Below are 25,535 nucleotides of genomic sequence, written 5' to 3' on the forward strand. Positions count from 1 at the left end.
CCTGCCCGCCCCCGCGCCCGCCCTCTCCGTCCCGCGCCGCGCCGTGACCGACGCGCTCACCATGACCCGCCGCGGCCTGGCCCACTGGCGCCGCCAGCCCGGTCAGGCCGCCGTCGCCCTCGCCTTCCCCGTCATGATGCTGGTGATGTTCGCCTACTTCCTCGGCGGCGGCATGGCCGTCGAGGGCGGCGGCGACTACGAGGACTACCTCGTCCCCGGCCTGCTCGCCCTCACCATGGCCTTCGGACTCGAGGCCACGATGGTCGCGCTCACCGAGGACATCAACAAGGGCGTTCTCGACCGCTTCCGCACCATGCCCATCGCGCCCTCCGCCTTCCTCGTCGGCCGCACCCTGCTGGACCTGCTGGAGTCCGCGGTCTCCGTGCTCGTCATGGTCGGCGCGGGCTGGGCCATCGGCTGGCGCTGGCACGGCACCCTCGCCGAGGCCCTGGCCGCCCTCGGCCTGCTGCTGTGGCTGCGCCTGGCCGTGCTGTGGGCGGGCGTGTGGCTCGGCCTGGTCGCCGGGCGCCCGGAGATGGTGCAGGCCGTGCAGATCCTCGTGTGGCCCTTCGCCTTCCTCTCCAACGCCTTCACCTCCCCCGGCACCATGCCGGACTGGATGGGCCCGATCGCCGAGTGGAACCCGATGTCGGCCACGGCAGCGGCCGTTCGTGAGCTGTTCGGCAACCCCGACTGGGGCGGCGGCTCCTGGCCCACCGACAACGCCGTGGCCCTCGCGGTGGCCTGGCCCCTGGCGTTGCTCGCGCTCTTCGTCCCACTCGCACTCCGCCGCTACGCCGCTCTGGGGAGGTGAGTAGGCTCGATGCCATGGCCGACGCACCGTACAAGCTGATCCTCCTCCGCCACGGCGAGAGCGAGTGGAACGCGAAGAACCTGTTCACCGGCTGGGTGGACGTCAACCTCACCGAGAAGGGCGAGAAGGAGGCGGTCCGCGGCGGCGAGCTGCTCAGGGACGCCGGCCTGCTTCCGGACGTGCTGCACACCTCCGTGCTCAAGCGCGCCATCCGCACCGCCAACCTCGCCCTGGACGCCGCCGACCGCGCCTGGATCCCGGTCCGGCGGGCCTGGCGGCTCAACGAGCGGCACTACGGCGCGCTCCAGGGCAAGGACAAGGCGGCCACGCTCGCCGAGTTCGGCGAGGAGCAGTTCATGAAGTGGCGCCGCTCCTACGACACCCCGCCGCCCGAACTGGCCGACGGCGCCGAGTGGTCGCAGAGCGACGACCCGCGCTACGCCGCCATCCCCAGCGAGCTGCGCCCGCGCACCGAGTGCCTGAAGGACGTGCTGGAGCGGGCGTTGCCCTACTGGTACGACGCGGTGGTCCCGGACCTGGCCGCCGGCCGCACCGTGCTGGTCGCCGCCCATGGCAACAGCCTGCGCGCCGTGGTCAAGCACCTCGACGGCGTCTCGGACGCCGACATCGTGGGCCTGAACATCCCCACCGGCATCCCGCTCCTCTACGAGCTGGACGCCGACTACCGTCCGCTGACCCGCGGCGGCCGGTACCTCGACCCGGAGGCCGCCCGGGCCGCCATCGAGGCCGTGAAGAACCAGGGCAAGAAGTAGGACGGGAAGCAGCACAGGAAGCAACGCCGACGGCAGGCAGTGCAGCCCTCGGCGTAACCGCGTGTGACGCCGCCCGGCTGCCCGTAGGCTCGACAGCATGACCGAGACGGCGGGCCCGGGCGGCCTCGGAGGGTGGGAACAGCGCTGGCTGCTGCCCGGCGAGCTGCTGGCCGGGGCCACGCAGCCCGTCCGCCGCACCGGCCGCGACTGGGTCGTCGACATCCTGCTCTTCACCCTCGCCGCCGGCATGTGGGCGCTGATGCTCGCCACGGCGGGTGAGCGCGGTTACGTCCCGGACTGGCTGACGGTGCTCGACCCGCCGCTGGGGGCGCTGGCCTGCCTGGCGCTGTGGTGGCGCCGCCGCTTCCCGCTGCTGCTGGCCCTGGCCATCGTCCCGGTCGGGGCCTTCTCCTACACCTGCTTCGGCGCGCTCACCGTCATCCTCCTCACCCTCGGCCTGCGCGTACGCCTGCGCCCGGCGCTGCTGGCGCTCGCCCTCAACCTCGCCGCCGCCCTGCCGTACCTGCTGGCGTACACCGTCCCGAACGAGGGCGGCTGGCCCGCCGGCCTCTTCGTCTTCGCCTACTACCTCTTCCTCTTCGCCTGGGGCGCCGGGATGCGGGTGCGGCGCCAGCTCGTGGCGCGGCTGCGCGAGGACGCCGAGCGCGAGCGGGCCGACCACGCCCGGCGGCTGGCCGACGCCCGCCGGGCCGAGCGGGAGGCCATCGCCCGCGAGATGCACGACGTGCTCGCCCACCGCATCTCGCTGCTGTCGGTCCACGCCGGCGCCCTCGCCTACCGCACCGGACCGGCGGCGGGCGAGGCGGCGACGCCGCTGTCGAACGGCGAGATCAGCGAGAGCGCCCAGCTCATCCGCGACACCGCGCACCAGGCGCTGCAGGAGCTGCGGCAGGTCCTGACCGTGCTGCGCGGTGCCGACGGCTCCGACGGGGCCGCGCTGCCGCGCATCGCGGACATCAGGGCGCTGGTCGCCGAGGCCGAGGAGGCCGGGCAGCGGGTCGTCCTCACCGAGGAGTACGACGCGGGAGCCGCCCGCACGCTGCGCGGCCCGGTGCAGCGCACTGCGTACCGGGTGGTGCAGGAGGGCCTGACCAACGCCCGCAAGCACGCCCCGGGCGCGCCGGTCGTCGTCGCGGTCGGCGGCAAGCCGGGGGACGAGCTGACCGTGCTGGTGCGCAACGAGCTGCCCGCCGGGGCCTCGCCGGCCGCGATCCCGGGCGCGGGCGCGGGGCTGGCGGGCCTGGAGGAGCGCACCGTCCTCGACGGCGGCAGCCTGCGCCACGGCGCCAACGCCCACGACGGCACCTTCGAGCTGCTGGCCCGCCTCCCCTGGCAGGCGTAACGGGCGTCACGCCGGGCACGCGAACGCCCCCGGGCGGGGTGCCCGGGGGCGGTCACGGTCACGGATCCGCGGCGCGGATCAGGCGGTCGGAGGTCGTCTCGGTCTCAGTCTCTCGCTCAGTCCCGGACTCCGGCTCAGCCCAGCTCAGCTCGGCTCAGCCCCGGACACCGGCTCAGCCGCAGTTGCCCCCGCACTGGCAGGCGCCGCCGGACTGGCAGCCGCACCCGCACCCCGAGCCGCAGCCGCAGCTCCCCAGCAGCGGCAGTGGGCGGCGTTCGCCGGGGGGCAGCGGGGCGGTCGCGGGTATCGGGGTCGGGGAGTCGGGTGAGTTGGGTGAGGCAGCCACGCATCCTCCTCGTCGCTGGGATCGCTCTCCCCATCGATGCCGCGCCCATCGCCGCGTGTCAACGGAGTGCGTCCGGCGCTCGCCCGGCGCGCGGAAGCACGCCCGCCCCGGGTTTCCGCCCTTCGCGCCGTTTTACGCCGTGGCCTCGGGCTCCGGCTCGAACTCGTCCGCGCGCTCCCCCGTGACGAGGAAGACCACGCGCTGGGCGATCGACACGGCGTGGTCGGCGAAGCGCTCGTAGTAGCGGCCGAGGAGGGTCACGTCCACCGCGGTCTCCACCCCGTGGTTCCACCGCTCGTCCATCAGGTGCTGGAAGAGCGTGCGGTGGAGGGCGTCCATCGCGTCGTCGTCCTCCTCCAGCTGCATCGCCAGCTGGACGTCCTTGGTGATCAGCACCTCCGTGGCCTTGGCCATGAGCCGCTGCGCGAGCTGGCCCATCTCCAGGATGGTCGCCTGGAGGTCGCGCGGCACCGCCGAGTCCGGGAAGCGCCGCCGGGCCACCTTCGCCACGTGCTGCGCCAGCGCCCCGCACCGCTCCAGGTCGGCGCTCATCCGCAGGGAGGTGACGACGATCCGCAGATCGGTGGCGACCGGCTGCTGCCGCGCCAGCAGCGCGATCGCGCTGTTCTCCAGGTCACGCTGCATGTCGTCGACCTTGCCGCCCGTCTCGATCACGCTCTCGGCGAGCTTCAGGTCGGCGTCCAGCATGGCGGTCGTGGCCCGGCCTATCCCGGAGCCGACGAATCTCGCCATTTCGACCAGGCTGTCGCTGATCGCATCGAGCTCCTCGTGATACGCGTCACGCATGGCAGTACGTCCTTCTTCCGGATCCCGGCCTGGCTGCGGGGTGTGCAGATTCCCCTGTCTATCAGCTTTATCAAGGTCCGACCGCAAAGCGGCCGTTTCCGCCCAGCCAAGTGAATCAATACTGTCGCCAAGGTGAACACTCGCGGGCGGCCGGACGAGCATCTTCGGCAACATCTGTGGCCAGTGGGCAAGCCCCGCATAACCTGAGGATATGGACGTGAACGCGGCGGTCGCCGCCGTAGCGGCGATAGCCGGGGTGTGCACCGGCGTCATCGCCATGCTGGCGTTCCGCGTCAGCGAGCGCGAGCGAACGCGTCCGCTCCGCACCCCGCTCACCATGGACTCCGACGCCCCCCTTCCCCCGGGCGTCGACACCGTGCTGTCGGTGCTGCGCTCATCCGCCGTCGTCCTCGACGAGTCCGACGCGGTCGTCAAGGCCAGCTCGGCGGCGTACGCCCTCGGGCTGGTGCGCGGTGGCCGGCTCGCGGTCGAGCAGATGCTGACCATGGCCCGCGAGACCCGCCGCGACGGCGAGATACGCCAGGTCGAGCTGGACCTCCCGCGGCGCGGCCGGAGCAGCATCTACGGCACCTCCAGCCGCGGCGGCGACGTGCTGGCCGTCTCGGCCCGCTCCGCGCCGCTCGGCTCGCGGCTGGTGCTGCTGCTGGTGGAGGACCTGACCGAGTCCCGCCGCATCGAGGCCATCCGCCGCGACTTCGTCGCCAACGTCAGCCACGAGCTGAAGACCCCCGCCGGCGCCCTCTCCCTCCTGTCGGAGGCCGTGCTGGACGCTGCCGACGACCCGGAGGCCGTCACCCGCTTCGCCGGCCGCATGCAGAACGAGGCGACGCGGCTCACCAACCTCATACAGGAGCTGATCGACCTCTCCCGGGTGCAGGACAACGACGACATGCTCACCCACGCGGAGCTGGTCCCGGTCGACGAGCTGGTCAGCGAGGCCATCGACCGCTGCCGCCAGCAGGCGGGCAGCAAGCAGATCTCCATGGCCTCCGGCGGCACCGGCGGCCTGGCGGTGTGGGGCAACCGCAGCCAGCTCGCCGCGGCCCTGGGCAACCTCGTGGAGAACGCCGTCACCTACAGCCCGCCCCACACCCGCGTCGCGATCGCCGCGGCCCGGGTGCAGTCCCCGGGCGGCGAGCTGATCGAGATCTCCGTCACCGACCAGGGCGTGGGCATCCCCGAGACCGACCGGGAACGCATCTTCGAGCGCTTCTACCGCGTCGACCCCGCCCGCTCCCGCGCGACCGGCGGCACGGGCCTGGGCTTGGCTATCGTCAAGCACGTGGCCGCCTCGCACGGTGGGGAGGTCCAGGTGTGGAGCGCCGAGGGCCAGGGCTCCACCTTCACGCTGCGCCTGCCGGAACCCGGCAGCGCCCAGGAACGCCAGCTCGCGGCCCAGCGCAAGCGCGACGGGCTCGGCGGCAGGCTCCACGAACCGGCCGAGTTCCCCGATGACGAGGAACCTGCTACCACTGTCCCCAACTCCACCCGCACCAACAATCCTGCCCGGGAGGTCCTCCCGTGACCCGAGTGCTCGTCGTCGAGGACGAGGAGTCGTTCAGCGACGCCCTCTCGTACATGCTCCGCAAGGAAGGCTTCGAGGTCGCCATCGCGGCCACGGGGCCCGAGGGGCTGGACGAGTTCGAGCGCAACGGCGCCGACATGGTGCTGCTCGACCTCATGCTGCCAGGACTGCCCGGCACCGAGGTCTGCCGCCAGCTCCGCAGCCGTTCAAACGTCCCGGTCATCATGGTGACCGCCAAGGACAGCGAAATCGACAAGGTCGTCGGCCTGGAGATAGGCGCCGACGACTACGTGACCAAGCCGTTCTCCTCCCGCGAGCTGGTGGCGCGCATCCGCGCGGTGCTGCGCCGCAGGGGGGAGTCGGAGGAGGAGGCCCCGGCCGCCCTGGAGGCGGGCCCGGTGCGCATGGACGTCGACCGCCACGTGGTCACCGTCTCCGGGCGCAAGGTGGACCTGCCGCTGAAGGAGTTCGACCTGCTGGCGATGCTGCTGCGCAACGCCGGGCGGGTGCTGACCCGGATGCAGCTGATCGACCGGGTCTGGGGCGCGGACTACGTCGGCGACACGAAGACGCTGGATGTCCACGTGAAGCGCCTGCGCGCGAAGATCGAACCCGACCCGGGCGCGCCGCGCTACCTGGTGACGGTCCGCGGGCTGGGCTACAAGTTCGAGCCGTAGGGCGGGGGGCTTCTCCCGCCCGCCCCGACCCCACCTCACCCTCGGGCGGGGTGCCGGGGTCCCGGGGCGGAGCCCCGGGCTTCGGGAAGGGGCGGGGTGGGGGAGAAGCTCAGCCCTCGTCCTCGACGGCGGGCGACTCCTCCGCCGTCTCTTCCTCCGCCGTCTCTTCCGGCGCCGTCTCCTCCGCGCCGGTCTCCTCCGTACCCGCCGTCTCGTCAGGCGTGGCGGTCGGGCTCGTCGGCTCCGGCGTCGGCCCCCACTCCGCGTAGTGGTCGAACTGGCCCGAGTCGTTCACGACTCGGGCATCCAGCGAGATCCCGCCCGTCTCGCTCATGTCGAAGACCACGCGCTGCGCGTCACCCAACCGGATGCCCGCCGGCGAGGCGATGACCGCCGACGGGTTGCCCTCGCCGCCGAGCGCCACGTCCCCACCCGCGGGGATCACGATCCCGCCGCCGCCCGCCTCGCCCCCCGCGGGGGCCAGTTCGACCGTGTCGCCCGTGCCGGGCAGCCTGATCGCCTGCAGCGTCTGGTCCGCGGAACCGTTGTTGAACAGCCGCGCGGTGATCCCGGCCGGGCGCTCGCCCTCGGCGGGCAGGATGACGTTGACGTTCTGGACCTTGATGTCCTCGACCTGGGTCGAGGCGTTGTCCGGCCTGACTTCGTTGGTCTCGGCGTCGTTCCCCGTGCCGCAGGCCGCCAGCGCGGCGAGTGGGAGGGTGATGACGGCGGCGGCGGTGACGCCGCGTCGAAGGCTGCTGCTCAGGCTGCTGCTCACGGCGCCCTACCCTACCCAGCGCCCCTGCGGGCGCCGCGCACACCCCCGGCCCAATGCGTGGGAGGGCTCGCCGGGAGCGCCCGGATCGCGTCAACTGCGACAAATCGGACAGCTTTGGCCTTCGTGGGGAACATCGCGGTGATCTCCAGGGAGAAGATCCACGGACTTTTCGGGCTGATCGCGAGTCGCCCAATCCCCGCTCTCACCTGCGGATACCCGGGGCCATGCCGTTCGCGAAGCACGGAAAGGGCGCGCTTGTCAACCCCCAAGATATGGTCTGACCTGCGGAAACGCCATTCAAAGGGACGGTGTCCCGTGTTACCCTGGAAAGCCACGGAAGGGGTACCTGTCACATGACGTTCAAGGTTGGCGACACCGTGGTCTATCCCCATCATGGGGCCGCGCTGATCGAGGCGATCGAAACTCGATGCATTAAGGGCGTGGACAAGACCTACTTGGTACTGAAGGTCGCTCAGGGCGACTTGGAAGTGCGCGTGCCTGCGGAGAATGCCGAACTCGTCGGCGTGCGCGATGTAGTCGGGCAGGACGGTCTGGACCGGGTCTTCGAGGTGCTGCGCGCGCCGTACGCCGAGGAGCCCACCAACTGGTCCCGCCGTTACAAGGCGAATCTGGAGAAGCTCGCATCCGGCGACGTCATCAAGGTCGCCGAGGTCGTGCGCGACCTGTGGCGCCGGGAGCGTGAGCGAGGGCTGTCCGCCGGCGAGAAGCGCATGCTCGCCAAGGCCCGGCAGATCCTCGTGAGCGAGCTGGCCCTCGCGGAGAGCACCAACGAGGACAAGGCCGAGTCCCTTCTCGACGAGGTGCTCGCCTCCTAGCCGCGCCCTCCCAGCGCTGGGCCCGTGCGCCGGGCTTCATTGCTCGCTCGCACGCCGCTCGCAGTCCGCTGCCGTCAGCGAATCGCGGCCACGACGCCCGGGTCACCACGACGAAGCACGGCCACATCGGCCACCACCAACACCAAACGCACCACCTGACCCACACCGCCTCACACGACGACGTGCGACAACGTGCCGCAGCGCCCGAAGGCATTCCCCCGTGCCGTTTGGGCGCTGCGGCATGTACGGATCGTTCTCTTCAGAGGCGTGCCGGGACCTTGCCGCCCGTTTGTGGAGCTTCGACCGGCTTGTCACGGAAGGGGCCGATCGGTGTGGTGCCCGGCACGCTGTGGCCATACCCAATACCGCCCAGGAAACAAACCTGTACTCCTCATCGATGTCAGACACCCCACACTCACGCCCCCTCCCAGGCGACGGCCCCGGCACCCCGGCGGGACCGGCGGGACGAGCACGTACCGCCGCCGTCATCCCCGCTGCCGGCCGCGGCGTACGCCTCGGGCCCGGCGCCCCCAAGGCGCTGCGCCAGCTGAACGGCACCCCCATCCTCGTCCACGCGGTCCGCGCCATGGCCCAGGCCCGCGAGGTCTCCGTGGTGGTCGTCGTCGCCCCGCCCGAGGAGGTGCAGGGCGTGCGGGTGATGCTGCTCGACGAGTACCCGCCGCCGACCACCGCGGGGCCGGTCGACCTGATGGTGGTGCCGGGCGGCCGTACCCGCCAGGAGTCGGTCGGCCTGGGGCTCGCGGCGTTGCCCGACGACGTCGAGGTCGTCCTGGTGCACGACGCCGCCCGGCCGCTCGTGCCGGTCGAGACGGTGGACGCCGTGGCCGCCGCCGTGCTGGCCGGCGCCCCCGCCGTGGTCCCGGCGCTGCCGCTGGCCGACACCGTGAAGCGGATCGCCGCGCCCGCCCGCGACGGCGGGCCCGAGGAGGTCGTCTCCACCCCCGACCGCTCGATGCTGCGCGCCGTGCAGACCCCGCAGGGCTTCGACCGGGCCACCCTCGTCGCCGCCCACCGCAAGCTCGCCGCCGACGCGGAGGCCGGGGCCGGGCCCGGGATCGGTGGCGGGGAGGGCGCGACCGACGACGCCGGAATGGTGGAGCGGATGGGCGTGCCGGTGGTGCTGGTGCCCGGCCACGAGGAGGCGTTCAAGGTCACACGGCCGCTCGACCTGGTGCTCGCCGAGGCCGTGCTGGCCCGCCGGAGGCAGACCGATGGCTTCTGAGACACCCCAGGCGCCCCTCCCCAGGGTCGGGGTCGGCACCGACGTGCACGCCTTCGAGCGCGGGCGCGCGCTGTGGTGCGCGGGCCTGCACTGGCCCGGCGCCGAGTACGGCCTGGCCGGCCACTCCGACGGCGACGTCGCGGCCCACGCCGCCTGCGACGCCCTGTTCTCCGCGGCGGGCGCCGGGGACCTGGGCGCCCACTTCGGCACCGGCCGGCCCGAGTGGGCCGGCGCCTCCGGCGCGGCGCTGCTGGCGGAGGCCGCCCGCATCGTCCGGGCCGAGGGCTTCGAGATCGGCAACGTCTCCATCCAGGTCATCGGCGTACGCCCCAAGATCGGCCCGCGCCGCGCCGAGGCCCAGCGCGCCCTGTCCGCCGCCGTCGGCGCGCCGGTCGCCGTCTCCGGCACCACCACCGACGGCCTCGGGCTCACCGGCCGCGGCGAGGGGCTGGCCGCCGTCGCCACGGCCCTGGTGGTGCCGCACCACGGCCCGCACGTGGAATAGCCTGTGCCGACAGCGGGTTTGTGTAGCCGTCAACAAGTCGAATTCCCGTTCCATCTCGGCCCTGATCGACATCGGAAATCGAAAGGTGCACCCGTGGCAGCGGCACTGAACGACAAGCTGAAGCAGATCCTGGACGGCAAGGTGTTCGTCACCCTCTCCACGATCCAGCCCGACGGCAGCCCGCAGTCCTCTCCGGTGTGGGTGACGCGGGATGGCGACGAACTGCTGATCTCCACCACCACCGACCGCCGCAAATATCTCAACCTCAGGCGCGACCCGCGCGCCACCGTCGTCGTCCTCGACCCGGACGAGCCGTACAGCTACGCCGAGATCCGCGGCACCGTCGAGATGACCACCGAGGGCGGCCGGGAGCTGATCGACGAGCTGGCGCGGAAGTACGTCGGCGCCTCCAGCTACGCCGACTGGAACCCCGGCGCCGGCCAGGACGCGCCCCGCGTCGTCGTCCGCGTCGTCCCCCGCAAGGTCGTCGGCCGCCTGACCTGAGCCGCCCGCCCCAGCCCCGCGTCCGCGGGGGCGCGGGGCACCCCGCGCGCCCACTACCCTTATGGCGTGAACCTACGGCTGTACGACACGAGCGCCCGGCAGATCCGTGACTTCGTCCCGCTGACCCCGGGCCACGTCTCGATCTACCTCTGCGGCGCGACCGTGCAGGCCGCACCCCACATCGGGCACATCCGCTCCGGGCTGAACTTCGACATCCTGCGCCGCTGGCTGACCTACCGCGGCCTCGACGTCACCCTGGTGCGGAACGTCACCGACATCGACGACAAGATCATCGCCAAGGCCGCCGAGCAGCGCAGACCGTGGTGGTCCATCGGGTACGTCAACGAGCGGGCCTTCGGCGAGGCGTACGCCGCCCTCGGCTGCCTGCCGCCCACCTACGAGCCGCGCGCCACCGGTCACATCCCCGAGATGGTCGAGATGATGCGCACCCTCATCGCCCGCGGCCACGCCTATCCGGCCGAGGGCAACGTCTACTTCGACGTGCGCAGCTACCCCGACTACCTCAAGCTCTCCAACCAGGACCTGGACCACCTCCTCCAGCCGTCCGGCGAGGGCGAGACCGGCAAGCGCGACCCGCGCGACTTCGCGCTGTGGAAGGCCGCCCGGCCCGCCGAGCCGAGCTGGGACACGCCCTGGGGCCGCGGCCGCCCCGGCTGGCACCTGGAGTGCTCGGCCATGGCCCACAAGTACCTCGGCCCGGCGTTCGACATCCACGGCGGCGGCATCGACCTCGTCTTCCCCCACCACGAGAACGAGATCGCCCAGTCCCGCGCCTACGGGGACGACTTCGCCTCCTTCTGGGTGCACAACGCCTGGGTCACCATGGCCGGCGAGAAGATGAGCAAGTCGCTGGGCAACTCGGTGCTCGTCTCCGAGATGGTCAAGCGCTGGCGCCCGCTGGTGCTGCGCTACTACCTGGGCACCCCGCACTACCGCTCCACCATCGAGTACAGCGAGGACGCGGTGGCCGAGGCGGAGGCGGCGTTCTCCCGCATCGAGGGCTTCCTGCACCGCGCCGTGGAGCGCACCGGCCCCGTCGACCCCGCGCCCGCCGTGCCCGAGGACTTCGCCACCGCCATGGACGAGGACCTCGGCGTGCCGCAGGCCATGGCCGCCGTCCACACCACCGTCCGGCAGGGCAACGCCGCCCTCGCCGAGGGCGACAAGGAGTCCGCCGCCGCCCTCACCGCGCAGGTCCGCGCCATGCTCGGCGTGCTCGGCATGGACCCGCTCGCCCCGGAGTGGACCGAGGCGCCCGGCGGCGAGGGCCGCACCCCGGCGCTGACCGACGCCGTGGACACCTTGGTACGCCTGGTGCTGGTGCAGCGCGAGGCCGCGCGGGCGCGCAAGGACTACGCCACGGCCGACGCCATCCGCGACGAGCTCAACGCGGCCGGCCTGGTGATCGAGGACACCCCCAACGGTCCCCGCTGGGAACTCGGCTGAACCGGCCGTACCCCGGCGGAGACGCGACGCGATACCGAAACTAAGGACCAGCACAGTCATGCCAGGCAACAGTCCGCGCCCCGGACGGCGCACGTCCAACAAGAAGGGCGCCACCAAGGGCAGCGGCGGCCAGCGCCGCAAGGGCCTGGAGGGCAAGGGCCCCACGCCGCCGGCCGAGCAGCGCTTCGGCCACCCCAAGCAGCGCGCCGCGCAGGCCCGGGCCCGCAGGCAGAGCGGCCGGCAGGCGCAGCAGCGCGGGCGGCAGGGCAGGCCGGGAGGGGCCAGCACCGAGATCGTCGTCGGCCGCAACCCGGTCGTCGAGGCGCTGCGCGCCGGCGTGCCCGCCACCACGCTGTACGTCCAGCAGTTCGCCGACGCCGACGACCGCGTCACCGAGGCCGTCAAGCTCGCCATGGAGCGCGGCGGCGTCAACCTGCTGGAGGCCCCCAAGCCCGAGCTGGACCGCATCACCGGGTACCTGAACCACCAGGGCCTGGCGCTCCAGGTGCCACCGTACGAGTACGCCCACCCCGACGACCTGGTCGCCGACGCCCACGACGCGGGCCGGCAGCCGCTGATCGTCGCCCTCGACGGCGTCACCGACCCGCGCAACCTCGGCGCCGTGGTCCGCTCGGCCGCGGCCTTCGGCGGGCACGGCGTCGTCGTGCCCGAGCGGCGGGCGGCCGGCATGACCGCCGGCGCGTGGAAGGCGTCGGCGGGCACGGCGGCGCGCACCCCGGTCGCGCGCGCCACCAACCTCACCCGCGCGCTCCAGGCGTACCAGAAGGCCGGGTTGATGGTCGTGGGCCTGGCGGCCGACGGCGACACCGACCTCGCCGACCTCGACGTGCTGGCCGACCCGGTCGTGATCGTCGTGGGCAGCGAGGGCAGGGGCCTGTCCCGGCTCGTCGCCGAGGCATGCGACCTGCGGGTGCGCATCCCGATGCCCGGCGGCGCCGAGTCGCTCAACGCCGGTGTGGCCGCCGGGATCGTGCTCTACGAGGCGGCGCGGCGCCGGGCCTGAGAGCGCGTCCATGCCCGCTTGACGGGTCGCGGACAGAGTTTGTGGGGTCAAGGCAGTGTCTTAAACCTCTGTCACTCGGTTAGATGAGTGTGGACACCAGAACACCCCGCGGCTACCCGATGGACGAGCCGGTGCTGAACACGGTCAAGGTGCCGTGCGACCCCGCCCAGGTCATCGTGAACCACGCCAGTTTCCGGGTGCTGCTCCCCTCCGCGCCCACGGACGACACCGCACCGCTGCCCTCGGTTCCCGTCCCGGTCCGCGACGCCGGGACCGGGCACCGCCGCCCGCTGGTGTGGACCGGCCGCAGCACGCCGGGTAACCCCGGGGCCAGCACGCTGCTCCAGGCGGTGCGCGCGGCGGGCGTACACGGTGGCGTGCACGGCGGTGGCGTGCACGCGGGGCCCGACGCGGTCACCACGCAGGTGCTGCCGCGGGTGCACCCCGGCGTACACCCCGGCGAGGCGCCCGACGGGGTGGGTGACCTGGGCTCCGCGGTGATCGGGCCCCGCCCGCCGCAGGCCGTGGAGCACACGCAGCCGCTGCCCGCCGTCCGGGCCCACGAGGACGCGGCGGACGGCCTGGGCGGTCTCGACGGCGTGGCCGGTGTGCCCGGCGTGGACGGCTCGGAGGAAGGGCGCTCCGGGCGGGCCGCGCGCCCCGGCCGGTCCCACCGCGCCCGCCAGGCGTTCTACCCCGGCCGCCGGATGAGCCTGGGCGGGGTGCTGCTCCCGCTGCGCGTCCTGCTCGGCTTCATCGCCCTCTACGCCGGAATGGGCAAGCTCACCGACCCGGTCTACTTCGACGGCGGCGAGCGCGGCTCCCTCTTCGCGTGGCTCGACTCGCTCAAGCCCTGGAGCGTGGCGGCCCCGCTGCACGACTGGGCCCTGGCCCACCCCGTCGGCGCGGGCCTGGCGGTCGCCTTCACCCAGATCATCGTCGGCGTCCTGACCATCTTCGGCCTCTGGCAGCGGCTGGCCGCCGTCCTCGGGGCGGCGCTCTCGCTCGCGCTGCTGGTGACGGTGAGCTGGCGGCAGGTCCCGGCGTACGAGACGCCCGACGTGATCATGCTCGCGGCCTGGAGCCCGCTGATCATCGCGGGCGCCCCCGTGTACTCCCTCGACGCCCGGCTGGCCGGCGAGGCGTGGCGCAAGCTCGGTCCGCGCGCGCCGCTGGGCGAGCTGCGCCGCCGCGTGCTGCGCCGGGGCAGCGCCATGGCCACGCTGCTGCTGGGGCTGGCGCTGCTGATCGGGTCGATGCTGGGCAGCGCCGTGCGGTCCTCGCAGCTGCCGCGCGTGTCGGAGCCCGGCGAGCCGCCCGTGAACCACCTGCCCGGCGAGCCGCTGCCCGAGCGCTCCGCGGGCGGGCGGGACGACGCGGCCGACCCGTCCGCCGGGAGCGGCTCCCAGCAGGCGGGCCCCGGCGCCGAGGAGAGCACGGCCGAGCCGGAGGCGGGCGCGTCCGTGGCGGAGCGGGGGCCGCAGGAGGCCGGGCGGGCGCCGGGTGGCGGCCTTGGCGGGGCCGAGGGCGGCGGCAGCGCCGTCGAGCAGACGCCCACCACCGAGCAGACCGTGCCGGCGCCCAAGCAGTCGGCGCCGGCGTCGCAGACCCCGGGCGAGGAGAGCCCCACCGATCCGGTGGACCCCGGCACCGGGACGGGCGAGGAGCCGCCCGAGGAAAGCGTCCCGTCGGACGAGGGGGGTGAGCAGAGCAGCCCCGGCCCTCTAGGCGGGCTGCTCGGTTAGGTGGCCTCATCGAGTAGCTCCTCATCGCGTAGCTTGTGACCGGCGTCACGGGAACTCTCTTCCGTGGCCGGACAAGTGAGGCCGTGGAGTATGTGATGCACGCGCGCGTGCGGGCCGGCGACCCGGAGGCGTTCAGGGAGCTCTTCCAGGCGTACGCCCCGCTCGTGTACGGATACGCGGCGCGGGCCACCGGGGATCGCGGCCTGGCCGAGGAGGTCGTCTCCCTCGCCTTCCTGGAGGCCTGGCGGCTGCGCGGCAGGCTGCGCGACGAGGGCGAGACACCCCGGCCGTGGCTGATGGGGATCGCCGTCAACGTCCTGCGCAACACCGCGCGCGCCAAACGCCGCCACGAGCGGGCGATGGCCCGGCTGCCGCCGAGGGAGGCGCTGCCCGACTTCGCCGACGAGGTCGTCAGCCGCATGGCGGACGCCGAACGCCTCGCCGCCGCCCGCGCCGCGCTGGAGCGGCTGCGCCCGGCCGAGCGCGAGGTGTTCATGCTCTGCGTGTGGTCCGGCCTGAGCTACGCCGAGACCGCGAAGGCCCTGGGCGTGCGCGTCGGCACGGTCCGCTCCCGCCTCTCCCGGGCCCGGGACAGGCTGCGGCGGCTGACGGAAGAGGAGCTGGCGCGCAGGGAACCGGTCAGGGCGGGCGGACAAGCAGGGGGTGACCGCCGGCTGTTGGCGGTCCGGCTGAGCGAGGAGAGACACCGATGATCCGCGACCTCTGGTGGCGACGGCGCGAGCCGGCCAGCCGCGGGGAACTGGCGGGGCTGCTGCCCGCCCCGGGCGATCCGGTGCTTGCGCCCGGCCGTCGCACCCTGCTTGAGGAGCACCTCATGAGCGAGATCGACCGCGAGAACGCGACCCAGTCCTCCCCGGCGCCCCAACGCCGACCCCGCCGGCGCCTGGCCCTGCTGGCCGCGCCGGTGGCGGTCGCGGCGGTCGTGGCGGGCGGCTTCGCCCTCGTCGGCGAGTCCGCGTCGCCGGACGACGGCCGGGCCCGGCAGGACGACCCCCCGGCGAGCCGGCCGCTGACGCTGGCGCTGGCCGCCGAGCGCATCGCCCACGCGGCGGCCGATGACGGGGCTGTAGAGCCCGGCCCCGGCCAGTTCATCTACGTCGAGTCCGAGTGGTTCAGCGTTCATCACGAGTACACCTCGATGGGCGAGCTCTCCCCCAGTGAGGGGGAGTCCCTCCGGCGCGAGTTCTGGATGTCGCCCGACGGCTGGGACGGCATGTTCATCGGGCACGGCGAGGACCCGGAGTGCGTGCGCCTCGGAGACCGGTGGGGCGGGGTTGCGGAGATGTCGGGCGGCGACGTGACACTGACGGTTCCCGGCGAGGTGCCGGACTGCCACGGGGCCGTGGATCCCGGCGAGGGCAACCCCAACCCCGAGGAGCCGGGGCACGGTTCCTACGACTGGCTCGCGCAACTCCCCACGGAGCCCGGCGCGCTGCTGGACTGGCTGTACGAGGAGACCGAGGGCCAGGGCAACAATCCCGAGGACGGGGTGTTCCAGGCGGTCACCGAGATGATCACGGAGTCGGTGATGCCGCCGGACCTGGCCGCGGCCATCTACGAGGCGGCCGCGGGCATTCCCGACGTGGAGCTGGTGGACGAGGCGGTCGACGCCGCGGGCCGGGAGGGCATCGCCATCGCCCGCACCGAGCGGGGCCAGCGCACCGAGCTGATCTTCGACGCCGAGACCTACGAGTACCTCGGCCACCGCTCCGTGCTGGTCAGGGACCAGAGCGGCCTTGAGGAGGGCACCGTCATGGGGAGCTCGGCCGTCCTCCAGCGGGCCGTCGTCGAGGAACTGGGCGAACGCCCGGGGGAGTGAGCCGGGCGCCGCTCACCGGCCGTCCGCGGGCTTGAGCTCGCGGGCGGCCTCCATGAGGTCCTTGGCCGTGTCGATGGCCCGCCAGTACGCCCCCTGCGGGATCTGGAAGCCCGCCAGGCGGCGTTCGCGGGCCAGGCGGGGGAAGGTGGTGCGCTCGTGGTCGCCGCGCTCGGGGAGGAGCTTGGCGAACTCCGGCGCGAAGACGTAGATACCGGCGTTGGTCAGGTACGGCGACGGGGGCGCCTCGATGAAGTCGAGGACGTGGCCGAAGCGGTCGGTTTCCACAGCTCCCCAGGGGATGCGGGGGCGGGCCAGCGCGAGGGTGGCGGTGGCCTCACGCTCGGCGTGGAAGGCGGCCATCTCACGCAGCGAGAAGCGGGTCCAGATGTCGCTGTTGGTGGCGAACCACGGCTCGTCGGGCTGCGGCAGTGCGGTGGCGGCGTACTTCAGGCCGCCACCCCGGCCCAGCGGCTCGCTCTCCACGACGGTGGTGACGTTCAGCGGCAGCTCGGTGGCTGCCAGCCAGTCCTGGAGGACCTCGGCGAGGTGTCCACAGGAGATCACGACGTCGGTGACGCCCTCTTCGGCGAGCCAGTCGAGCTGGTGGCCGATGATCGGGGTGCCGGTGCCCGGGATCTCGACCATCGTCTTGGGCCGGTCGTCGGTGTAGGGCCGCAGCCGGGAGCCCTGGCCTCCGGCCAGGACCACGGCCTGCGTGGGCTGCGGACCCGCGTGCGAGATGTCGCTGGCGCTCATACCCGCAGCTTACGGCTCCGCCGGCCGGGCGAACCGGGGGCCCACGCCCCGGCACCCCACCCGGCGTTGGGCGCCGTCGTCCAGCGGGGGCCGGGGCGTGGGCGGCCGGGGGATGGGCGCGTCAGCGCGCGGCCGCCACGCCCGAGGCGAACGCCGTGTCGCAGACGGGACGCGCGTGCTGCTGCGCCCGCTCCGCGCTGCCGTACTTCGCCACCGCAGCCTCGCCCAGCGTGCGCGCGATGTGCGTGCAGTGCGGGGACAGCGACGGGTCGTCGTTGACGGCCTGCTGGAGGCCGGTGAGGGCGGCGCTGGGGTCCTGGCGCTGAAGCACGGTCAGGAGGCGTTGGGTCAGCGCCTCCTGGGGCGTGAGGGACTTCTTCGCGGTGGATGCCGTGAGCATCTGCGCCTCGGGCGGCGTTCCGGCCCACGGCACGCGGGCGACGGCCAGGGTGCCGGAGAGCACCAGCACTACCGGAAGGATGACGGCGAGACTTCTGCCGATGCGGCGGATTGCCTTGATCACTGAAGGTCTTCCTCGCGTGATGGTGAGGTGACGGGCCAGACGATCGTAGCGAGAGGTAGTGATTTGGTGACATTTGGTCACTCTCACGAGTGAACGATGCTCGTGGTTTTCGAATCCGCCCTTGACGAGCAAGGGGCCGGTCTTCCGCCACGTGTGCGGAAGACCGGCCCTTTTGTCTGGCTCTGTGAGCGTTAGTCGCTGAGCCGCTCGCCCGTGCTGGTGGAGAAGACGTGGGTCTCGCCCGCGCGCGGCACCACGTGGAGGGTGGAGCCCTTCTCCGGGATGTCGCGGCCGCCGACGCGGATCACGAGGTCCTTCACGTCGCCGCCGACCTCGGCCGTGCCGTAGACGTAGGCGTCGGCGCCCAGCTCCTCGACCACGTTGACGGTGACCGCGAGGCCGGCCGCCTGGTCGGCGTCGGCCTTGGTGAGGCCGGCGGCCGCGCCGTCGTCCCCGTTCACCACGTCGAAGTGCTCGGGGCGGCAGCCGACGACCACGGCCGTGTCGCCCTTGCCCTGGGCCTCGCTGAGCGCGGCGCGCTCCACCGCGACCACGCTGTTGCCGAACTTCACGCCGCCGTCGGTGATCGGCACCTCGATCAGGTTCATGGCCGGGGAGCCGATGAAGCCCGCGACGAAGAGGTTGGACGGCTTGTCGTACATGGCGCGCGGGGTGTCCACCTGCTGCAGCAGGCCGTCCTTGAGCACCGCGACCCGGTCGCCCATGGTCATGGCCTCGACCTGGTCGTGGGTGACGTAGACGGTGGTGACGCCCAGGCGGCGCTGGAGCCCGGCGATCTGGGTGCGGGTCTGGACGCGGAGCTTGGCGTCGAGGTTCGACAGCGGCTCGTCCATGAGGAACACCTGGGGCTCGCGGACGATGGCGCGGCCCATGGCGACGCGCTGCCGCTGACCACCGGAGAGCGCCTTCGGCTTGCGGTCCAGGTACTCGGTGAGGTCGAGGATCTTGGCGGCCTCCTCGACCTTCTTGCGGATGTCCGCCTTGTTGACGCCGGCGATCTTGAGCGCGAAGCCCATGTTCTGGGCGACGGTCATGTGCGGGTACAGCGCGTAGTTCTGGAACACCATCGCGATGTCCCGGTCCTTCGGCGGCAGGTGGGTGACGTCACGGTCACCGATGTGGATGGAGCCTCCGTTGACGTCCTCCAGGCCCGCGAGCATGCGCAGGGAGGTGGACTTTCCACAACCGGAGGGGCCGACCAGGACGAGGAACTCGCCGTCCTCGATCTGGATGTCGAGCTGATCGACGGCTGGTACCTCTGAGCCCGGGTAGATCCGGGTCGCCTTGTCGTAGGTGACCGTTGCCATGACTTCGTCGTCTCCTTCTACCGGCAGGAACGTGCCGGACGATCCGAGTAGGAAGGTTGCATGGCCCACACACTGTGAGGGCTGAGGGTGAACCTAACTCGTGGGGATAACGTTTGTCACGGGCCTGTGCGCGAGAACATGCGTGCTCGGTAGGCTGGTGCGGGGCCGCCCGGCCCGCTTCGCCGCCTTAGCTCAGTTGGTCAGAGCAGCTGTCTTGTAAACAGCAGGTCGTCGGTTCGAGTCCGACAGGCGGCTCTTCGCTTGCCCGCCGCGCCCTGGTAGAAATACCGCGCATGTCCGAACAGGATCGATCAGGGACGCAGGGGATGCAGATGCGCGACGGGACCTTCCACCACCTCCGTTCCGCGGGCACCAGCCTGGTGCTGGACTGCACCGGACCGGGGCTGCCCCGGGTGGTGCACTGGGGGGAGGACCTGGGCGAGCTGCCGAACGCCGCCCTCGCCGCCCTCGCCCGCGCGCAGGAGCCACAGATCGCCTCCAACAACATCGACGTCGTGGTGCCGGTCGGCGTGCTGCCCGAGCACTCCGCGGGCTGGCTCGGCACGCCGGGGCTCACCGGGCACCGGGCCGGTGCCGACTTCTCCACGGCGTTCGCCGTCACGGCGATCGAACCCGGCGAGGCAGCCGGCGAGGCGGTCGGCGAGGCGGTCGGCGAGGCGGTCGGCGGCAACGCCCTGGAGGTCTCCGCCGAGGACGTCCAGGCGGGACTGGAGCTGCGGCTGGAGATCGAGCTCACCGCCTCGGGCCTGGTGCGGCAGCGCGCCACCCTCACCAGCCTCGCCGAAGCACAGGCGCCGCCGTTCTCGCTCTCCGGCGTGCTGCTGACGCTGCCGGTGCCCGAGCGCGCCACCGAGCTGATGGAGATGACCGGCCGCCACCTGCGCGAGCGCAGCCCGCAGCGGCATGCGTTCACCATCGGCACCCACCTGCGGGAGAACCGCCGGGGCCGCACCGGCACCGACGCGGCGACCGTGCACATCGCGGGCGAGGCGGGCTTCGGCTTCCGCTCCGGCGAGGTGTGGGGCGTTCACGTGGCCTGGAGCGGCAACCAGCGCTCGCTCGCCGAGCGCACCGTGGGCGGCGTCTCGCTGCTGGGCGGCGGCGAGCTGCTGCTGGCCGGGGAGGTTGCGCTCGGGCCCGACGAGTCGTACACCACGCCCTGGGTCTACGGCAGCTACGGGCGGGCCGGCCTGGACGAGCTGGCCGGGCGCTTCCACGACCACCTGCGGGGGCGGGAACGCCACCCTCGCTCGCCGCGCCCGGTCACGCTGAACGTCTGGGAGGCCGTCTACTTCGACCACGACCTGGGGCGGCTGAAGGAGCTGGCCGACGCCGCCGCCGAGGTGGGGGCCGAGCGCTTCGTGCTGGACGACGGCTGGTTCCGGGGCCGCCGCGACGACCACGCGGGGCTCGGCGACTGGTACGTGGACGAGGGCGTGTGGCCCGAAGGGCTGCACCCGCTGGCGGAGCACGTGCGCGGGCTCGGCCTGGAGTTCGGCCTGTGGGTCGAGCCGGAGATGATCAACCCCAACTCCGACCTGGCGCGCGACCACCCCGAGTGGATCATGGCGACCGGCGACCGGCTGCCGCCGGAGTCGCGCCACCAGCAGGTCCTCGACCTCGGCCACCCGGAGGCGTACGCCTACATCCTGGGGCGGCTCGACGCGATCGTCTCCGAGTACGCCCTGACGTACCTGAAGTGGGACCACAACCGCGACCTGGTGGAGGCCGGGCACAGCCCCACCGGGCGGGCCGGCGTCCACGCCCAGACGGCGGCCGTCTACCGGCTGCTGGACGAGCTGCGCGCCCGGCACCCCGGCCTGGAGATCGAGTCGTGCTCCTCGGGCGGCGGCCGGGTGGACCTCGGGATCCTGGAGCGCACGGACCGCGTGTGGACCTCCGACTGCATCGACGCGCTGGAGCGGCAGCAGATCCAGCGCTACACCGGGCTGCTGCTGCCGCCGGAGCTCCTCGGCTCGCACGTGGGCGCCCCCCGGTCCCACACCACGGGGCGCGCGCACGGGCTGGCGTTCCGGGCCGGGACGGCCCTTTTCGGCCACTTCGGCATCGAGTGGGACCTGACGAGGGCGCGCGAGAAGGACCGGGCGGAGCTGGCGGAGTGGATCGCGCTCTACAAGGCGCTGCGGCCGCTGCTGCACGGCGGGCGCGTGGTGCGCGGCGACCACCCGGATCCGGCGCTGTGGGTGCACGGGGTGGTGGCGGAGGACGGCTCGCGCGCGGTGTACGCCCTGGTGCAGATGGCGACCAGCGTGCAGGCGCCGCCCGGGCGGGTGGCGCTGCCGGGTCTCGACCCGGTGGCGGAGTACCGCGTCACGCCGCTGGCGCCCGGCGACCGGCTGCGGCCCGCGTACAGCCCGCTGGGGTGGTGGACGGACGGCGGCGTGACGCTGCCGGGGCGGGTGCTGGGGGCGGTGGGGTTGCGCGCCCCGATCCAGCACCCGGAGCGGCTGGTGCTGGTCGAGGCGCGGCGCGTCGAGGCCCGCTGAGGCGCGTTACGGGATGAGCACCACCTTGCCGATGGTCGCCCGGGTCTCCAGGGCGTGGTGGGCCTTGGCGGCCTCGGCGAGGGGGAAGCGCTGGACGAGCGGGGTGAGGGTGCCGGCGGCGTGGGCCAGCGCCTCCTCCTCCAGGACGCGGAGGTTCTCGATGCCGCCGATCTTCTCGAACAGGGCCGGGCCGAGGACGGGCCGCGAGGTGATGCCGCGCTCGGCCGCCTCGGCCTCCGGGAGGCGGGCGAAGTCGCCGTCGTCGGAGCGCAGGCCGTGGGAGGCCCAGCCGTAGGCGAGGTGCGTGCCGCCGGGGGCGAGCAGCCGCAGGCCGGCGAGGGCCGCCTCGCCGCCGACGCCCTCGAAGAGGTGGGTGGCGGGGCGGTCGCCGAACTCGGCGCGGACGGTCTCGGGCCAGTCCGGGCGGGCGTAGTCCACGGCGAGGTCGGCGCCGAGGTCGCGGACGGTGGCGCTCTTGGCCGGGCCACCGGCCGCCCCGATCACGGTCGCGCCGACGTGGTCGGCGTACTGCACGAGCAGCGCGCCGATGCCGCCGGCGGCGGCGAGGACGAGGACGGTGTCGGCGGCGGTGAGGTCGGCGAAGCGGAGGATGCCCATGGTCATGCGGCCGGTGCCGACCATGGCGATGGCGTGGTCCTCGGCGAGGCCGTCGGGGAGGGGGTGGAGGTTGCCGGTGCCGGTCACGGCGAGCTCGGCGTAGCCGCCGGGGACCCGGCCGAGGTGGGCGACGACGCGGCGGCCCAGCCAGGACTCCTCGACGCCCTCGCCGAGCGCGTCGACGGTGCCGGCGACCTCGCGGCCGGGGATGGTGGGCAGCTCGGGCGTGGGCCAGGGGCCGCCCGTCAGGCCCTCGCGCAGCGCGGTGTCGACCAGGTGGACCCCGGCGGCGGCGACGGCGATGCGCACCTGGCCGGGGCCCGGCGCGGGGTCGGGCGCCGCCTCGTAGACGAGGTTCTCGGCCGGGCCGAAGGCGTGCAGACGGATGGCGTGCATGGGTGGTCTCCCTTCAACGCCTCCAACCTGCAACTTCAAGGGCTGTTGAGGTCAACCTCCCGTGCCGGTCGTTGTCAGTGGCGCGAGGCAGGATGGTCCGCATGGCGAAGAAGCGGGACGAAGCGGTGAAGCGGCCCCGGAGGCCCGAGATCTCGCTGCCGGCGCTGGCGGCGGGTCTGGTGGGCGACATCGAGGTCGAGGGGGACTGCGACGGGATGGAGTTCGCCGACCTCGACCTGACGGGCGCGGACGGGCGCGGGGCGACCTTCCTGGAGTGCGCGCTGCGGCGTTGCGTGCTGGACGAGGCGGCGCTGAAGCGGGCGAGGATCCTGGACAGCCTGCTGGAGCACCCGCGCGGAGTGGGCACGGCGTTGAGCGAGGCGCAGCTGCGGGACGTGGAGATACGCGAGGCCAGGCTGGGCGGCACGCAGCTCAGCGGCGCCACCCTGACGCGGGTGCTGGTGCGCGGCGGCAAGCTCGACTACCTGAACCTGCGGCAGTCGCGGCTGATCGACGTCACCTTCGAGGGCTGCGTGCTGGTCGAGCCGGACTTCGCCGGTGCCCACCTGGAGCGGGTGTCGTTCGACGACTGCGAGCTGCGCGGCGTGGATCTCACCCAGGCCACGCTGCGGGACGTGGACCTGCGCGGCGTGGCGCTGCTGGAGGTCGCCCGCGGCGTGGACCGGCTGGCGGGCGCGGTCATCACGCCGACGCAGCTGCTGGACCTGGCGCCGCGGCTCGCGGCGGAGATGGGCCTGAAGGTGGTGGAGCCGTAGCTCAGAAGCTCAGCGCCCTGGCGATCAGGGCGTCCGACAGCTCGTGCAGCCGCCGCTGGGCCGTGGGTCGTACGCCTGGGCGTCGGCGCGAGCGGCCGCCGACCGTCGAAGTAGCGGCCGGTGCCGAGCTCCTCGGGGTCGCCGTCGACCAGGCGCAGCACGGCCGCGCCGCCCGCCGCGACGCTGTTGACCGGGTTGATGCCGCCCTCACGGACCATGGTGGTGTCCATGCAGGTGGCGGGGTGGAGGGCGTTGACCGTGATGTGCCGCTCGCGCAGCTCGGCGGCGAGGGCGACGGTGGAGGTGATCTGGGCGAGCTTGCTCTGGGCTCGGCGAGGTCGGCCAGCAGCACGAGGCGCCCGGGGCGCCGCCGGTCACACATCCGGGTGATCGTTCCGGATCGGGTGTCACGGGGCGGGCCGGTTCTGGGAGGGTCCCAGTCGATCCGGGGACCCGGGCCGGGTTCTGAGAGGAGAAAACCCATGGAATGTCCCTCCTGCGGCAGCACCAACGTGACGTCGAGTGGTGCCCTGGACGGATTCTGGAACTGCATGGACTGCGACCACCGCTGGCGGGTCCGCTAGGTCTGGCCGGGCCGTTCGTTCAGCCGCGCGGCCAGCGCCTCGGCCGCCGCGCGGTCGTCGTCGAAGAACGCCGCGCGCAGCTCCCCGTCCTCCTCGGGGACGTGGACCATGTGGCCCCACGGGTCGACGACGTACCAACCGCGTTCCTCGGAGTGCCGAGCCTGGTGCATGGTCGCCATTCTCGCTGAACTAACCTCCCCCGCGTGAAGGTGACGACGCGCAACGCGCGATTCCAGCAGTGGCAGGCGTTGCTGGAGAACCGCGCGAAGCGGCAGCGCCTCGGGGAGTTCCTGGTCCAGGGAGTGCGGCCCATCACCCTGGCCGTCGAGCGGGGCTGGCCGCTGCGCGCGCTGCTCTACGACGGCGAGCGCACGCTGTCGCGCTGGGCGAAGGAGCTGCTGGGCGCCGGCCGGGCCCAGACGTTCGCACTCGCGAGCGAGCTGCTGGCCGAGCTGGGCGATAAGGAGGACGGCGCGGAGGTCGTGGCCGTCGCGGAGATGCCGCCGGACGACCTGGGCCGCGTGCCGGTCGGGCCCGGCTTCCTCGGCGTGGCGTTCGACCGGCCGGTGAGCCCGGGGAACATCGGCACGCTGATCCGCTCGGCCGACTCCTTCGGCGCCCACGGCCTGATCGTGACCGGTCACGCCGCCGACGTGTACGACCCCAAGTCCGTGCGGGCCAGCACGGGTTCGCTCTTCGCGCTGCCGACCGTGCGCTGCCCCGGCCCGCGCGAGGTCGCGGCCTGGCTGGAGCGCTGCGGGCAGCCGGTGACCGTCGTCGGCACCGATGAGAAGGGGGAGGCCGAGCTGGAGGAGCTCGACCTCACCGGGCCCGTGCTGCTGCTCGTCGGCAACGAGACGACGGGCCTGAGCGCCGGGTGGCGGGAGCTGTGCGACCGCATGGCCCGCATCCCGATGACCGGCACGGCGAGCTCCCTCAACGCCGCCAGCGCCGCCACGGTCGCCCTCTACGAGGCGGCCCGCCAGCGCCGCCGCGCGGGGCGCGCCGACGGCGCGCCCCGCGCGTGAGGACGCTCGCCTGAGGCGGCGGAGGCCGCCGCACAGACCGGGTCAGACGTTGACGCCGAAGTCCTGGGCGATGCCGGCCAGGCCGGAGGCGTAGCCCTGGCCGACCGCGCGGAACTTCCACTCCGCGCCGTTCCGGTAGATCTCGCCGAAGACCATGGCGGTCTCGGTGGAGGCGTCCTCGGTCAGGTCGTACCGCGCGATCTCGGTGCCGCCGTTCTGGTTCACGACGCGGATGAAGGCGTTGCGCACCTGGCCGAAGTTCTGCCCGCGGGCCTCGGCGTCGTGGATGGACACCGGGAAGACGATCTTGTCGATCTCGGCGGGCGTGCCCGCGAGGTTGATGTTGATCTGCTCGTCGTCGCCCTCGCCCTCGCCCGTGAGGTTGTCACCCGTGTGCTGGATGGCGCCGTCGGGGGAGGTCAGGTTGTTGTAGAAGACGAAGTGCGCGTCGGACAGGACCTTCCCTGCGGCGTTCAGCCCCAGGGCGCTCGCGTCCAGGTCGAAGTCCGCACCGGTCGTGGAGCGGACGTCCCAGCCCAGGCCGACCGTGACGGCGGTCAGGCCGGGGGCCTCCTTGCTCAGCGAGACGTTGCCGCCCTTGCTCAGGCTCACACCCATTTGATAAGTCCCCTTGTTTCGTTTGCTCGGTTCGCTCAGGCGCTGCTATCGCTCAGGATGGCTAGCTTTGCGATGACGTTACTCTCACCCGTCACAACGATGTCAGGGGGTG

Annotated in this window: 26 protein-coding genes and 1 tRNA gene; 18 read left to right on the forward strand and 9 right to left on the reverse strand. The window is 73.1% G+C overall.

Annotated elements, in window-relative coordinates:
• Position 1 precedes the first annotated feature (1 nt).
• From ACTWQH_RS17050 to ACTWQH_RS17060, 3 genes are all read left to right on the forward strand, one after another.
• Positions 2 to 814, forward strand: a complete 813-nt coding sequence (locus tag ACTWQH_RS17050) for an ABC transporter permease (RefSeq protein WP_443287430.1) — start codon at positions 2 to 4, stop codon at positions 812 to 814.
• Positions 815 to 828: 14 nt separating this feature from the next.
• Entirely contained in the window at positions 829 to 1,587 is a 759-nt protein-coding gene (locus ACTWQH_RS17055; RefSeq protein ID WP_443287431.1) for a phosphoglyceromutase, read from the forward strand.
• A gap of 97 nt (positions 1,588 to 1,684) precedes the next feature.
• Positions 1,685 to 2,950 (forward strand): sensor histidine kinase, encoded by a 1,266-nt coding sequence (locus ACTWQH_RS17060; protein ID WP_443287432.1) that lies wholly within the window; start codon positions 1,685 to 1,687, stop codon positions 2,948 to 2,950.
• Between the two features lie 172 nt (positions 2,951 to 3,122).
• Here the strand turns inward: ACTWQH_RS17060 and ACTWQH_RS17065 are convergent, their stop codons facing one another.
• Together ACTWQH_RS17065 and phoU are read right to left on the reverse strand one after the other, a co-directional pair.
• Positions 3,123 to 3,296, reverse strand: a complete 174-nt coding sequence (locus tag ACTWQH_RS17065) for a hypothetical protein (RefSeq protein WP_443287527.1) — start codon at positions 3,294 to 3,296, stop codon at positions 3,123 to 3,125.
• A gap of 132 nt (positions 3,297 to 3,428) precedes the next feature.
• Positions 3,429 to 4,103 carry a phosphate signaling complex protein PhoU gene (gene phoU, locus ACTWQH_RS17070; protein WP_443287433.1) on the reverse strand — a complete coding sequence of 225 codons (675 nt, stop codon included), beginning with the start codon at positions 4,101 to 4,103 and terminating at the stop codon, positions 3,429 to 3,431.
• Between the two features lie 211 nt (positions 4,104 to 4,314).
• Here phoU and ACTWQH_RS17075 point away from each other — a divergent pair, with 211 nt between their 5' ends.
• Both ACTWQH_RS17075 and ACTWQH_RS17080 read left to right on the forward strand, forming a co-directional pair.
• Entirely contained in the window at positions 4,315 to 5,649 is a 1,335-nt protein-coding gene (locus ACTWQH_RS17075; RefSeq protein WP_443287434.1) for a sensor histidine kinase, read from the forward strand.
• The gene (locus tag ACTWQH_RS17080; protein ID WP_443287435.1) at positions 5,646 to 6,326 is read left to right on the forward strand and encodes a response regulator; all 681 of its coding nucleotides are present in this window, start codon (positions 5,646 to 5,648) and stop codon (positions 6,324 to 6,326) included. The genes ACTWQH_RS17075 and ACTWQH_RS17080 overlap by 4 nt, the downstream gene beginning before the upstream one ends.
• Positions 6,327 to 6,435: 109 nt before the next feature.
• Here ACTWQH_RS17080 and ACTWQH_RS17085 read toward each other — a convergent pair whose 3' ends face one another.
• Positions 6,436 to 7,104: a DUF461 domain-containing protein gene (locus ACTWQH_RS17085; protein ID WP_443287436.1), complete on the reverse strand. Its 669-nt coding sequence runs from the start codon at positions 7,102 to 7,104 to the stop codon at positions 6,436 to 6,438.
• Between the two features lie 353 nt (positions 7,105 to 7,457).
• On the opposite strand from ACTWQH_RS17085, the gene ACTWQH_RS17090 reads away from it, so the two are divergent.
• From ACTWQH_RS17090 to ACTWQH_RS17130, 9 genes are all read left to right on the forward strand, one after another.
• Complete coding sequence (locus ACTWQH_RS17090; protein ID WP_443219463.1) at positions 7,458 to 7,940, forward strand: CarD family transcriptional regulator; 483 nt, start codon at positions 7,458 to 7,460, stop codon at positions 7,938 to 7,940.
• Positions 7,941 to 8,337: 397 nt separating this feature from the next.
• Positions 8,338 to 9,183 (forward strand): 2-C-methyl-D-erythritol 4-phosphate cytidylyltransferase, encoded by an 846-nt coding sequence (gene ispD, locus ACTWQH_RS17095; RefSeq protein ID WP_443287437.1) that lies wholly within the window; start codon positions 8,338 to 8,340, stop codon positions 9,181 to 9,183.
• Positions 9,173 to 9,688: a 2-C-methyl-D-erythritol 2,4-cyclodiphosphate synthase gene (gene ispF / locus ACTWQH_RS17100; RefSeq protein WP_443287438.1), complete on the forward strand. Its 516-nt coding sequence runs from the start codon at positions 9,173 to 9,175 to the stop codon at positions 9,686 to 9,688. The genes ispD and ispF overlap by 11 nt, the downstream gene beginning before the upstream one ends.
• A 93-nt stretch (positions 9,689 to 9,781) precedes the next feature.
• The gene (locus ACTWQH_RS17105; RefSeq protein WP_443287439.1) at positions 9,782 to 10,192 is read left to right on the forward strand and encodes a PPOX class F420-dependent oxidoreductase; all 411 of its coding nucleotides are present in this window, start codon (positions 9,782 to 9,784) and stop codon (positions 10,190 to 10,192) included.
• Between the two features lie 66 nt (positions 10,193 to 10,258).
• Positions 10,259 to 11,659, forward strand: a complete 1,401-nt coding sequence (cysS, locus tag ACTWQH_RS17110) for a cysteine--tRNA ligase (RefSeq protein WP_443287440.1) — start codon at positions 10,259 to 10,261, stop codon at positions 11,657 to 11,659.
• A gap of 58 nt (positions 11,660 to 11,717) precedes the next feature.
• Positions 11,718 to 12,683: a 23S rRNA (guanosine(2251)-2'-O)-methyltransferase RlmB gene (gene rlmB, locus ACTWQH_RS17115; RefSeq protein ID WP_443287441.1), complete on the forward strand. Its 966-nt coding sequence runs from the start codon at positions 11,718 to 11,720 to the stop codon at positions 12,681 to 12,683.
• A gap of 83 nt (positions 12,684 to 12,766) precedes the next feature.
• Positions 12,767 to 14,428, forward strand: a complete 1,662-nt coding sequence (locus ACTWQH_RS17120; RefSeq protein WP_443287442.1) for a DoxX family membrane protein — start codon at positions 12,767 to 12,769, stop codon at positions 14,426 to 14,428.
• 95 nt (positions 14,429 to 14,523) lie between these two features.
• Entirely contained in the window at positions 14,524 to 15,141 is a 618-nt protein-coding gene (locus ACTWQH_RS17125; RefSeq protein ID WP_443287443.1) for an RNA polymerase sigma factor, read from the forward strand.
• Positions 15,138 to 16,268 carry a CU044_5270 family protein gene (locus tag ACTWQH_RS17130; protein WP_443287444.1) on the forward strand — a complete coding sequence of 377 codons (1,131 nt, stop codon included), beginning with the start codon at positions 15,138 to 15,140 and terminating at the stop codon, positions 16,266 to 16,268. The genes ACTWQH_RS17125 and ACTWQH_RS17130 overlap by 4 nt, the downstream gene beginning before the upstream one ends.
• A 12-nt stretch (positions 16,269 to 16,280) precedes the next feature.
• Here the strand turns inward: ACTWQH_RS17130 and ACTWQH_RS17135 are convergent, their stop codons facing one another.
• The 3 genes from ACTWQH_RS17135 to ACTWQH_RS17145 form a co-directional block, all read right to left on the reverse strand.
• The gene (locus ACTWQH_RS17135) at positions 16,281 to 17,024 is read right to left on the reverse strand and encodes a nucleotidyltransferase family protein (RefSeq protein ID WP_443287445.1); all 744 of its coding nucleotides are present in this window, start codon (positions 17,022 to 17,024) and stop codon (positions 16,281 to 16,283) included.
• Between the two features lie 121 nt (positions 17,025 to 17,145).
• Positions 17,146 to 17,547, reverse strand: a complete 402-nt coding sequence (locus ACTWQH_RS17140; protein ID WP_443287446.1) for a hypothetical protein — start codon at positions 17,545 to 17,547, stop codon at positions 17,146 to 17,148.
• Between the two features lie 191 nt (positions 17,548 to 17,738).
• Positions 17,739 to 18,875 carry an ABC transporter ATP-binding protein gene (locus tag ACTWQH_RS17145; RefSeq protein ID WP_443287447.1) on the reverse strand — a complete coding sequence of 379 codons (1,137 nt, stop codon included), beginning with the start codon at positions 18,873 to 18,875 and terminating at the stop codon, positions 17,739 to 17,741.
• Between the two features lie 181 nt (positions 18,876 to 19,056).
• On the opposite strand from ACTWQH_RS17145, the gene ACTWQH_RS17150 reads away from it, so the two are divergent.
• Together ACTWQH_RS17150 and ACTWQH_RS17155 are read left to right on the forward strand one after the other, a co-directional pair.
• Positions 19,057 to 19,130, forward strand: a tRNA-Thr gene (locus ACTWQH_RS17150).
• Between the two features lie 71 nt (positions 19,131 to 19,201).
• The gene (locus tag ACTWQH_RS17155; RefSeq protein WP_443287448.1) at positions 19,202 to 21,403 is read left to right on the forward strand and encodes an alpha-galactosidase; all 2,202 of its coding nucleotides are present in this window, start codon (positions 19,202 to 19,204) and stop codon (positions 21,401 to 21,403) included.
• A gap of 6 nt (positions 21,404 to 21,409) precedes the next feature.
• On the opposite strand, the gene ACTWQH_RS17160 is transcribed toward ACTWQH_RS17155, so the two are convergent.
• A complete protein-coding gene (locus tag ACTWQH_RS17160) occupies positions 21,410 to 22,417 on the reverse strand; it encodes a zinc-binding dehydrogenase (protein ID WP_443287449.1) in 1,008 nt (335 codons plus the stop codon).
• 101 nt (positions 22,418 to 22,518) lie between these two features.
• Between ACTWQH_RS17160 and ACTWQH_RS17165 the strand changes: the two genes are divergently transcribed.
• The gene (locus ACTWQH_RS17165; protein WP_443287450.1) at positions 22,519 to 23,193 is read left to right on the forward strand and encodes a pentapeptide repeat-containing protein; all 675 of its coding nucleotides are present in this window, start codon (positions 22,519 to 22,521) and stop codon (positions 23,191 to 23,193) included.
• Between the two features lie 580 nt (positions 23,194 to 23,773).
• Here ACTWQH_RS17165 and ACTWQH_RS17170 read toward each other — a convergent pair.
• Positions 23,774 to 23,947: a hypothetical protein gene (locus ACTWQH_RS17170; protein WP_443287451.1), complete on the reverse strand. Its 174-nt coding sequence runs from the start codon at positions 23,945 to 23,947 to the stop codon at positions 23,774 to 23,776.
• A 33-nt stretch (positions 23,948 to 23,980) separates the two neighbouring features.
• On the opposite strand from ACTWQH_RS17170, the gene ACTWQH_RS17175 reads away from it, so the two are divergent.
• Positions 23,981 to 24,805 (forward strand): TrmH family RNA methyltransferase, encoded by an 825-nt coding sequence (locus ACTWQH_RS17175; protein WP_443287452.1) that lies wholly within the window; start codon positions 23,981 to 23,983, stop codon positions 24,803 to 24,805.
• A gap of 42 nt (positions 24,806 to 24,847) precedes the next feature.
• Here ACTWQH_RS17175 and ACTWQH_RS17180 read toward each other — a convergent pair whose 3' ends face one another.
• Positions 24,848 to 25,423: a TerD family protein gene (locus ACTWQH_RS17180; protein WP_443287453.1), complete on the reverse strand. Its 576-nt coding sequence runs from the start codon at positions 25,421 to 25,423 to the stop codon at positions 24,848 to 24,850.
• Positions 25,424 to 25,535 lie beyond the last annotated feature (112 nt).

The sequence above is a fragment of the Streptomyces sp. 6N223 genome (assembly GCF_052246635.1).
GTDB lineage: Bacteria > Actinomycetota > Actinomycetes > Streptomycetales > Streptomycetaceae > Streptomyces.

Coding starts and splice junctions, on each gene's coding strand:
- ACTWQH_RS17060 (WP_443287432.1), top strand. CDS start 1,685: ATGACCGAGACGGCGGGCCCGGGCGGCCTCGGAGGGTGGGAACAGCGC.
- ACTWQH_RS17160 (WP_443287449.1), bottom strand. CDS start 22,417: ATGCACGCCATCCGTCTGCACGCCTTCGGCCCGGCCGAGAACCTCGTC.
- ACTWQH_RS17165 (WP_443287450.1), top strand. CDS start 22,519: ATGGCGAAGAAGCGGGACGAAGCGGTGAAGCGGCCCCGGAGGCCCGAG.
- rlmB (WP_443287441.1), top strand. CDS start 11,718: ATGCCAGGCAACAGTCCGCGCCCCGGACGGCGCACGTCCAACAAGAAG.
- ACTWQH_RS17130 (WP_443287444.1), top strand. CDS start 15,138: ATGATCCGCGACCTCTGGTGGCGACGGCGCGAGCCGGCCAGCCGCGGG.
- ACTWQH_RS17180 (WP_443287453.1), bottom strand. CDS start 25,423: ATGGGTGTGAGCCTGAGCAAGGGCGGCAACGTCTCGCTGAGCAAGGAG.
- ACTWQH_RS17120 (WP_443287442.1), top strand. CDS start 12,767: ATGAGTGTGGACACCAGAACACCCCGCGGCTACCCGATGGACGAGCCG.
- ACTWQH_RS17145 (WP_443287447.1), bottom strand. CDS start 18,875: ATGGCAACGGTCACCTACGACAAGGCGACCCGGATCTACCCGGGCTCA.
- ACTWQH_RS17075 (WP_443287434.1), top strand. CDS start 4,315: ATGGACGTGAACGCGGCGGTCGCCGCCGTAGCGGCGATAGCCGGGGTG.
- ACTWQH_RS17170 (WP_443287451.1), bottom strand. CDS start 23,947: ATGCACCAGGCTCGGCACTCCGAGGAACGCGGTTGGTACGTCGTCGAC.
- ACTWQH_RS17125 (WP_443287443.1), top strand. CDS start 14,524: ATGCACGCGCGCGTGCGGGCCGGCGACCCGGAGGCGTTCAGGGAGCTC.
- ACTWQH_RS17090 (WP_443219463.1), top strand. CDS start 7,458: ATGACGTTCAAGGTTGGCGACACCGTGGTCTATCCCCATCATGGGGCC.
- ispF (WP_443287438.1), top strand. CDS start 9,173: ATGGCTTCTGAGACACCCCAGGCGCCCCTCCCCAGGGTCGGGGTCGGC.
- ACTWQH_RS17055 (WP_443287431.1), top strand. CDS start 829: ATGGCCGACGCACCGTACAAGCTGATCCTCCTCCGCCACGGCGAGAGC.
- ACTWQH_RS17135 (WP_443287445.1), bottom strand. CDS start 17,024: ATGAGCGCCAGCGACATCTCGCACGCGGGTCCGCAGCCCACGCAGGCC.
- phoU (WP_443287433.1), bottom strand. CDS start 4,103: ATGCGTGACGCGTATCACGAGGAGCTCGATGCGATCAGCGACAGCCTG.
- ispD (WP_443287437.1), top strand. CDS start 8,338: ATGTCAGACACCCCACACTCACGCCCCCTCCCAGGCGACGGCCCCGGC.
- ACTWQH_RS17155 (WP_443287448.1), top strand. CDS start 19,202: ATGCAGATGCGCGACGGGACCTTCCACCACCTCCGTTCCGCGGGCACC.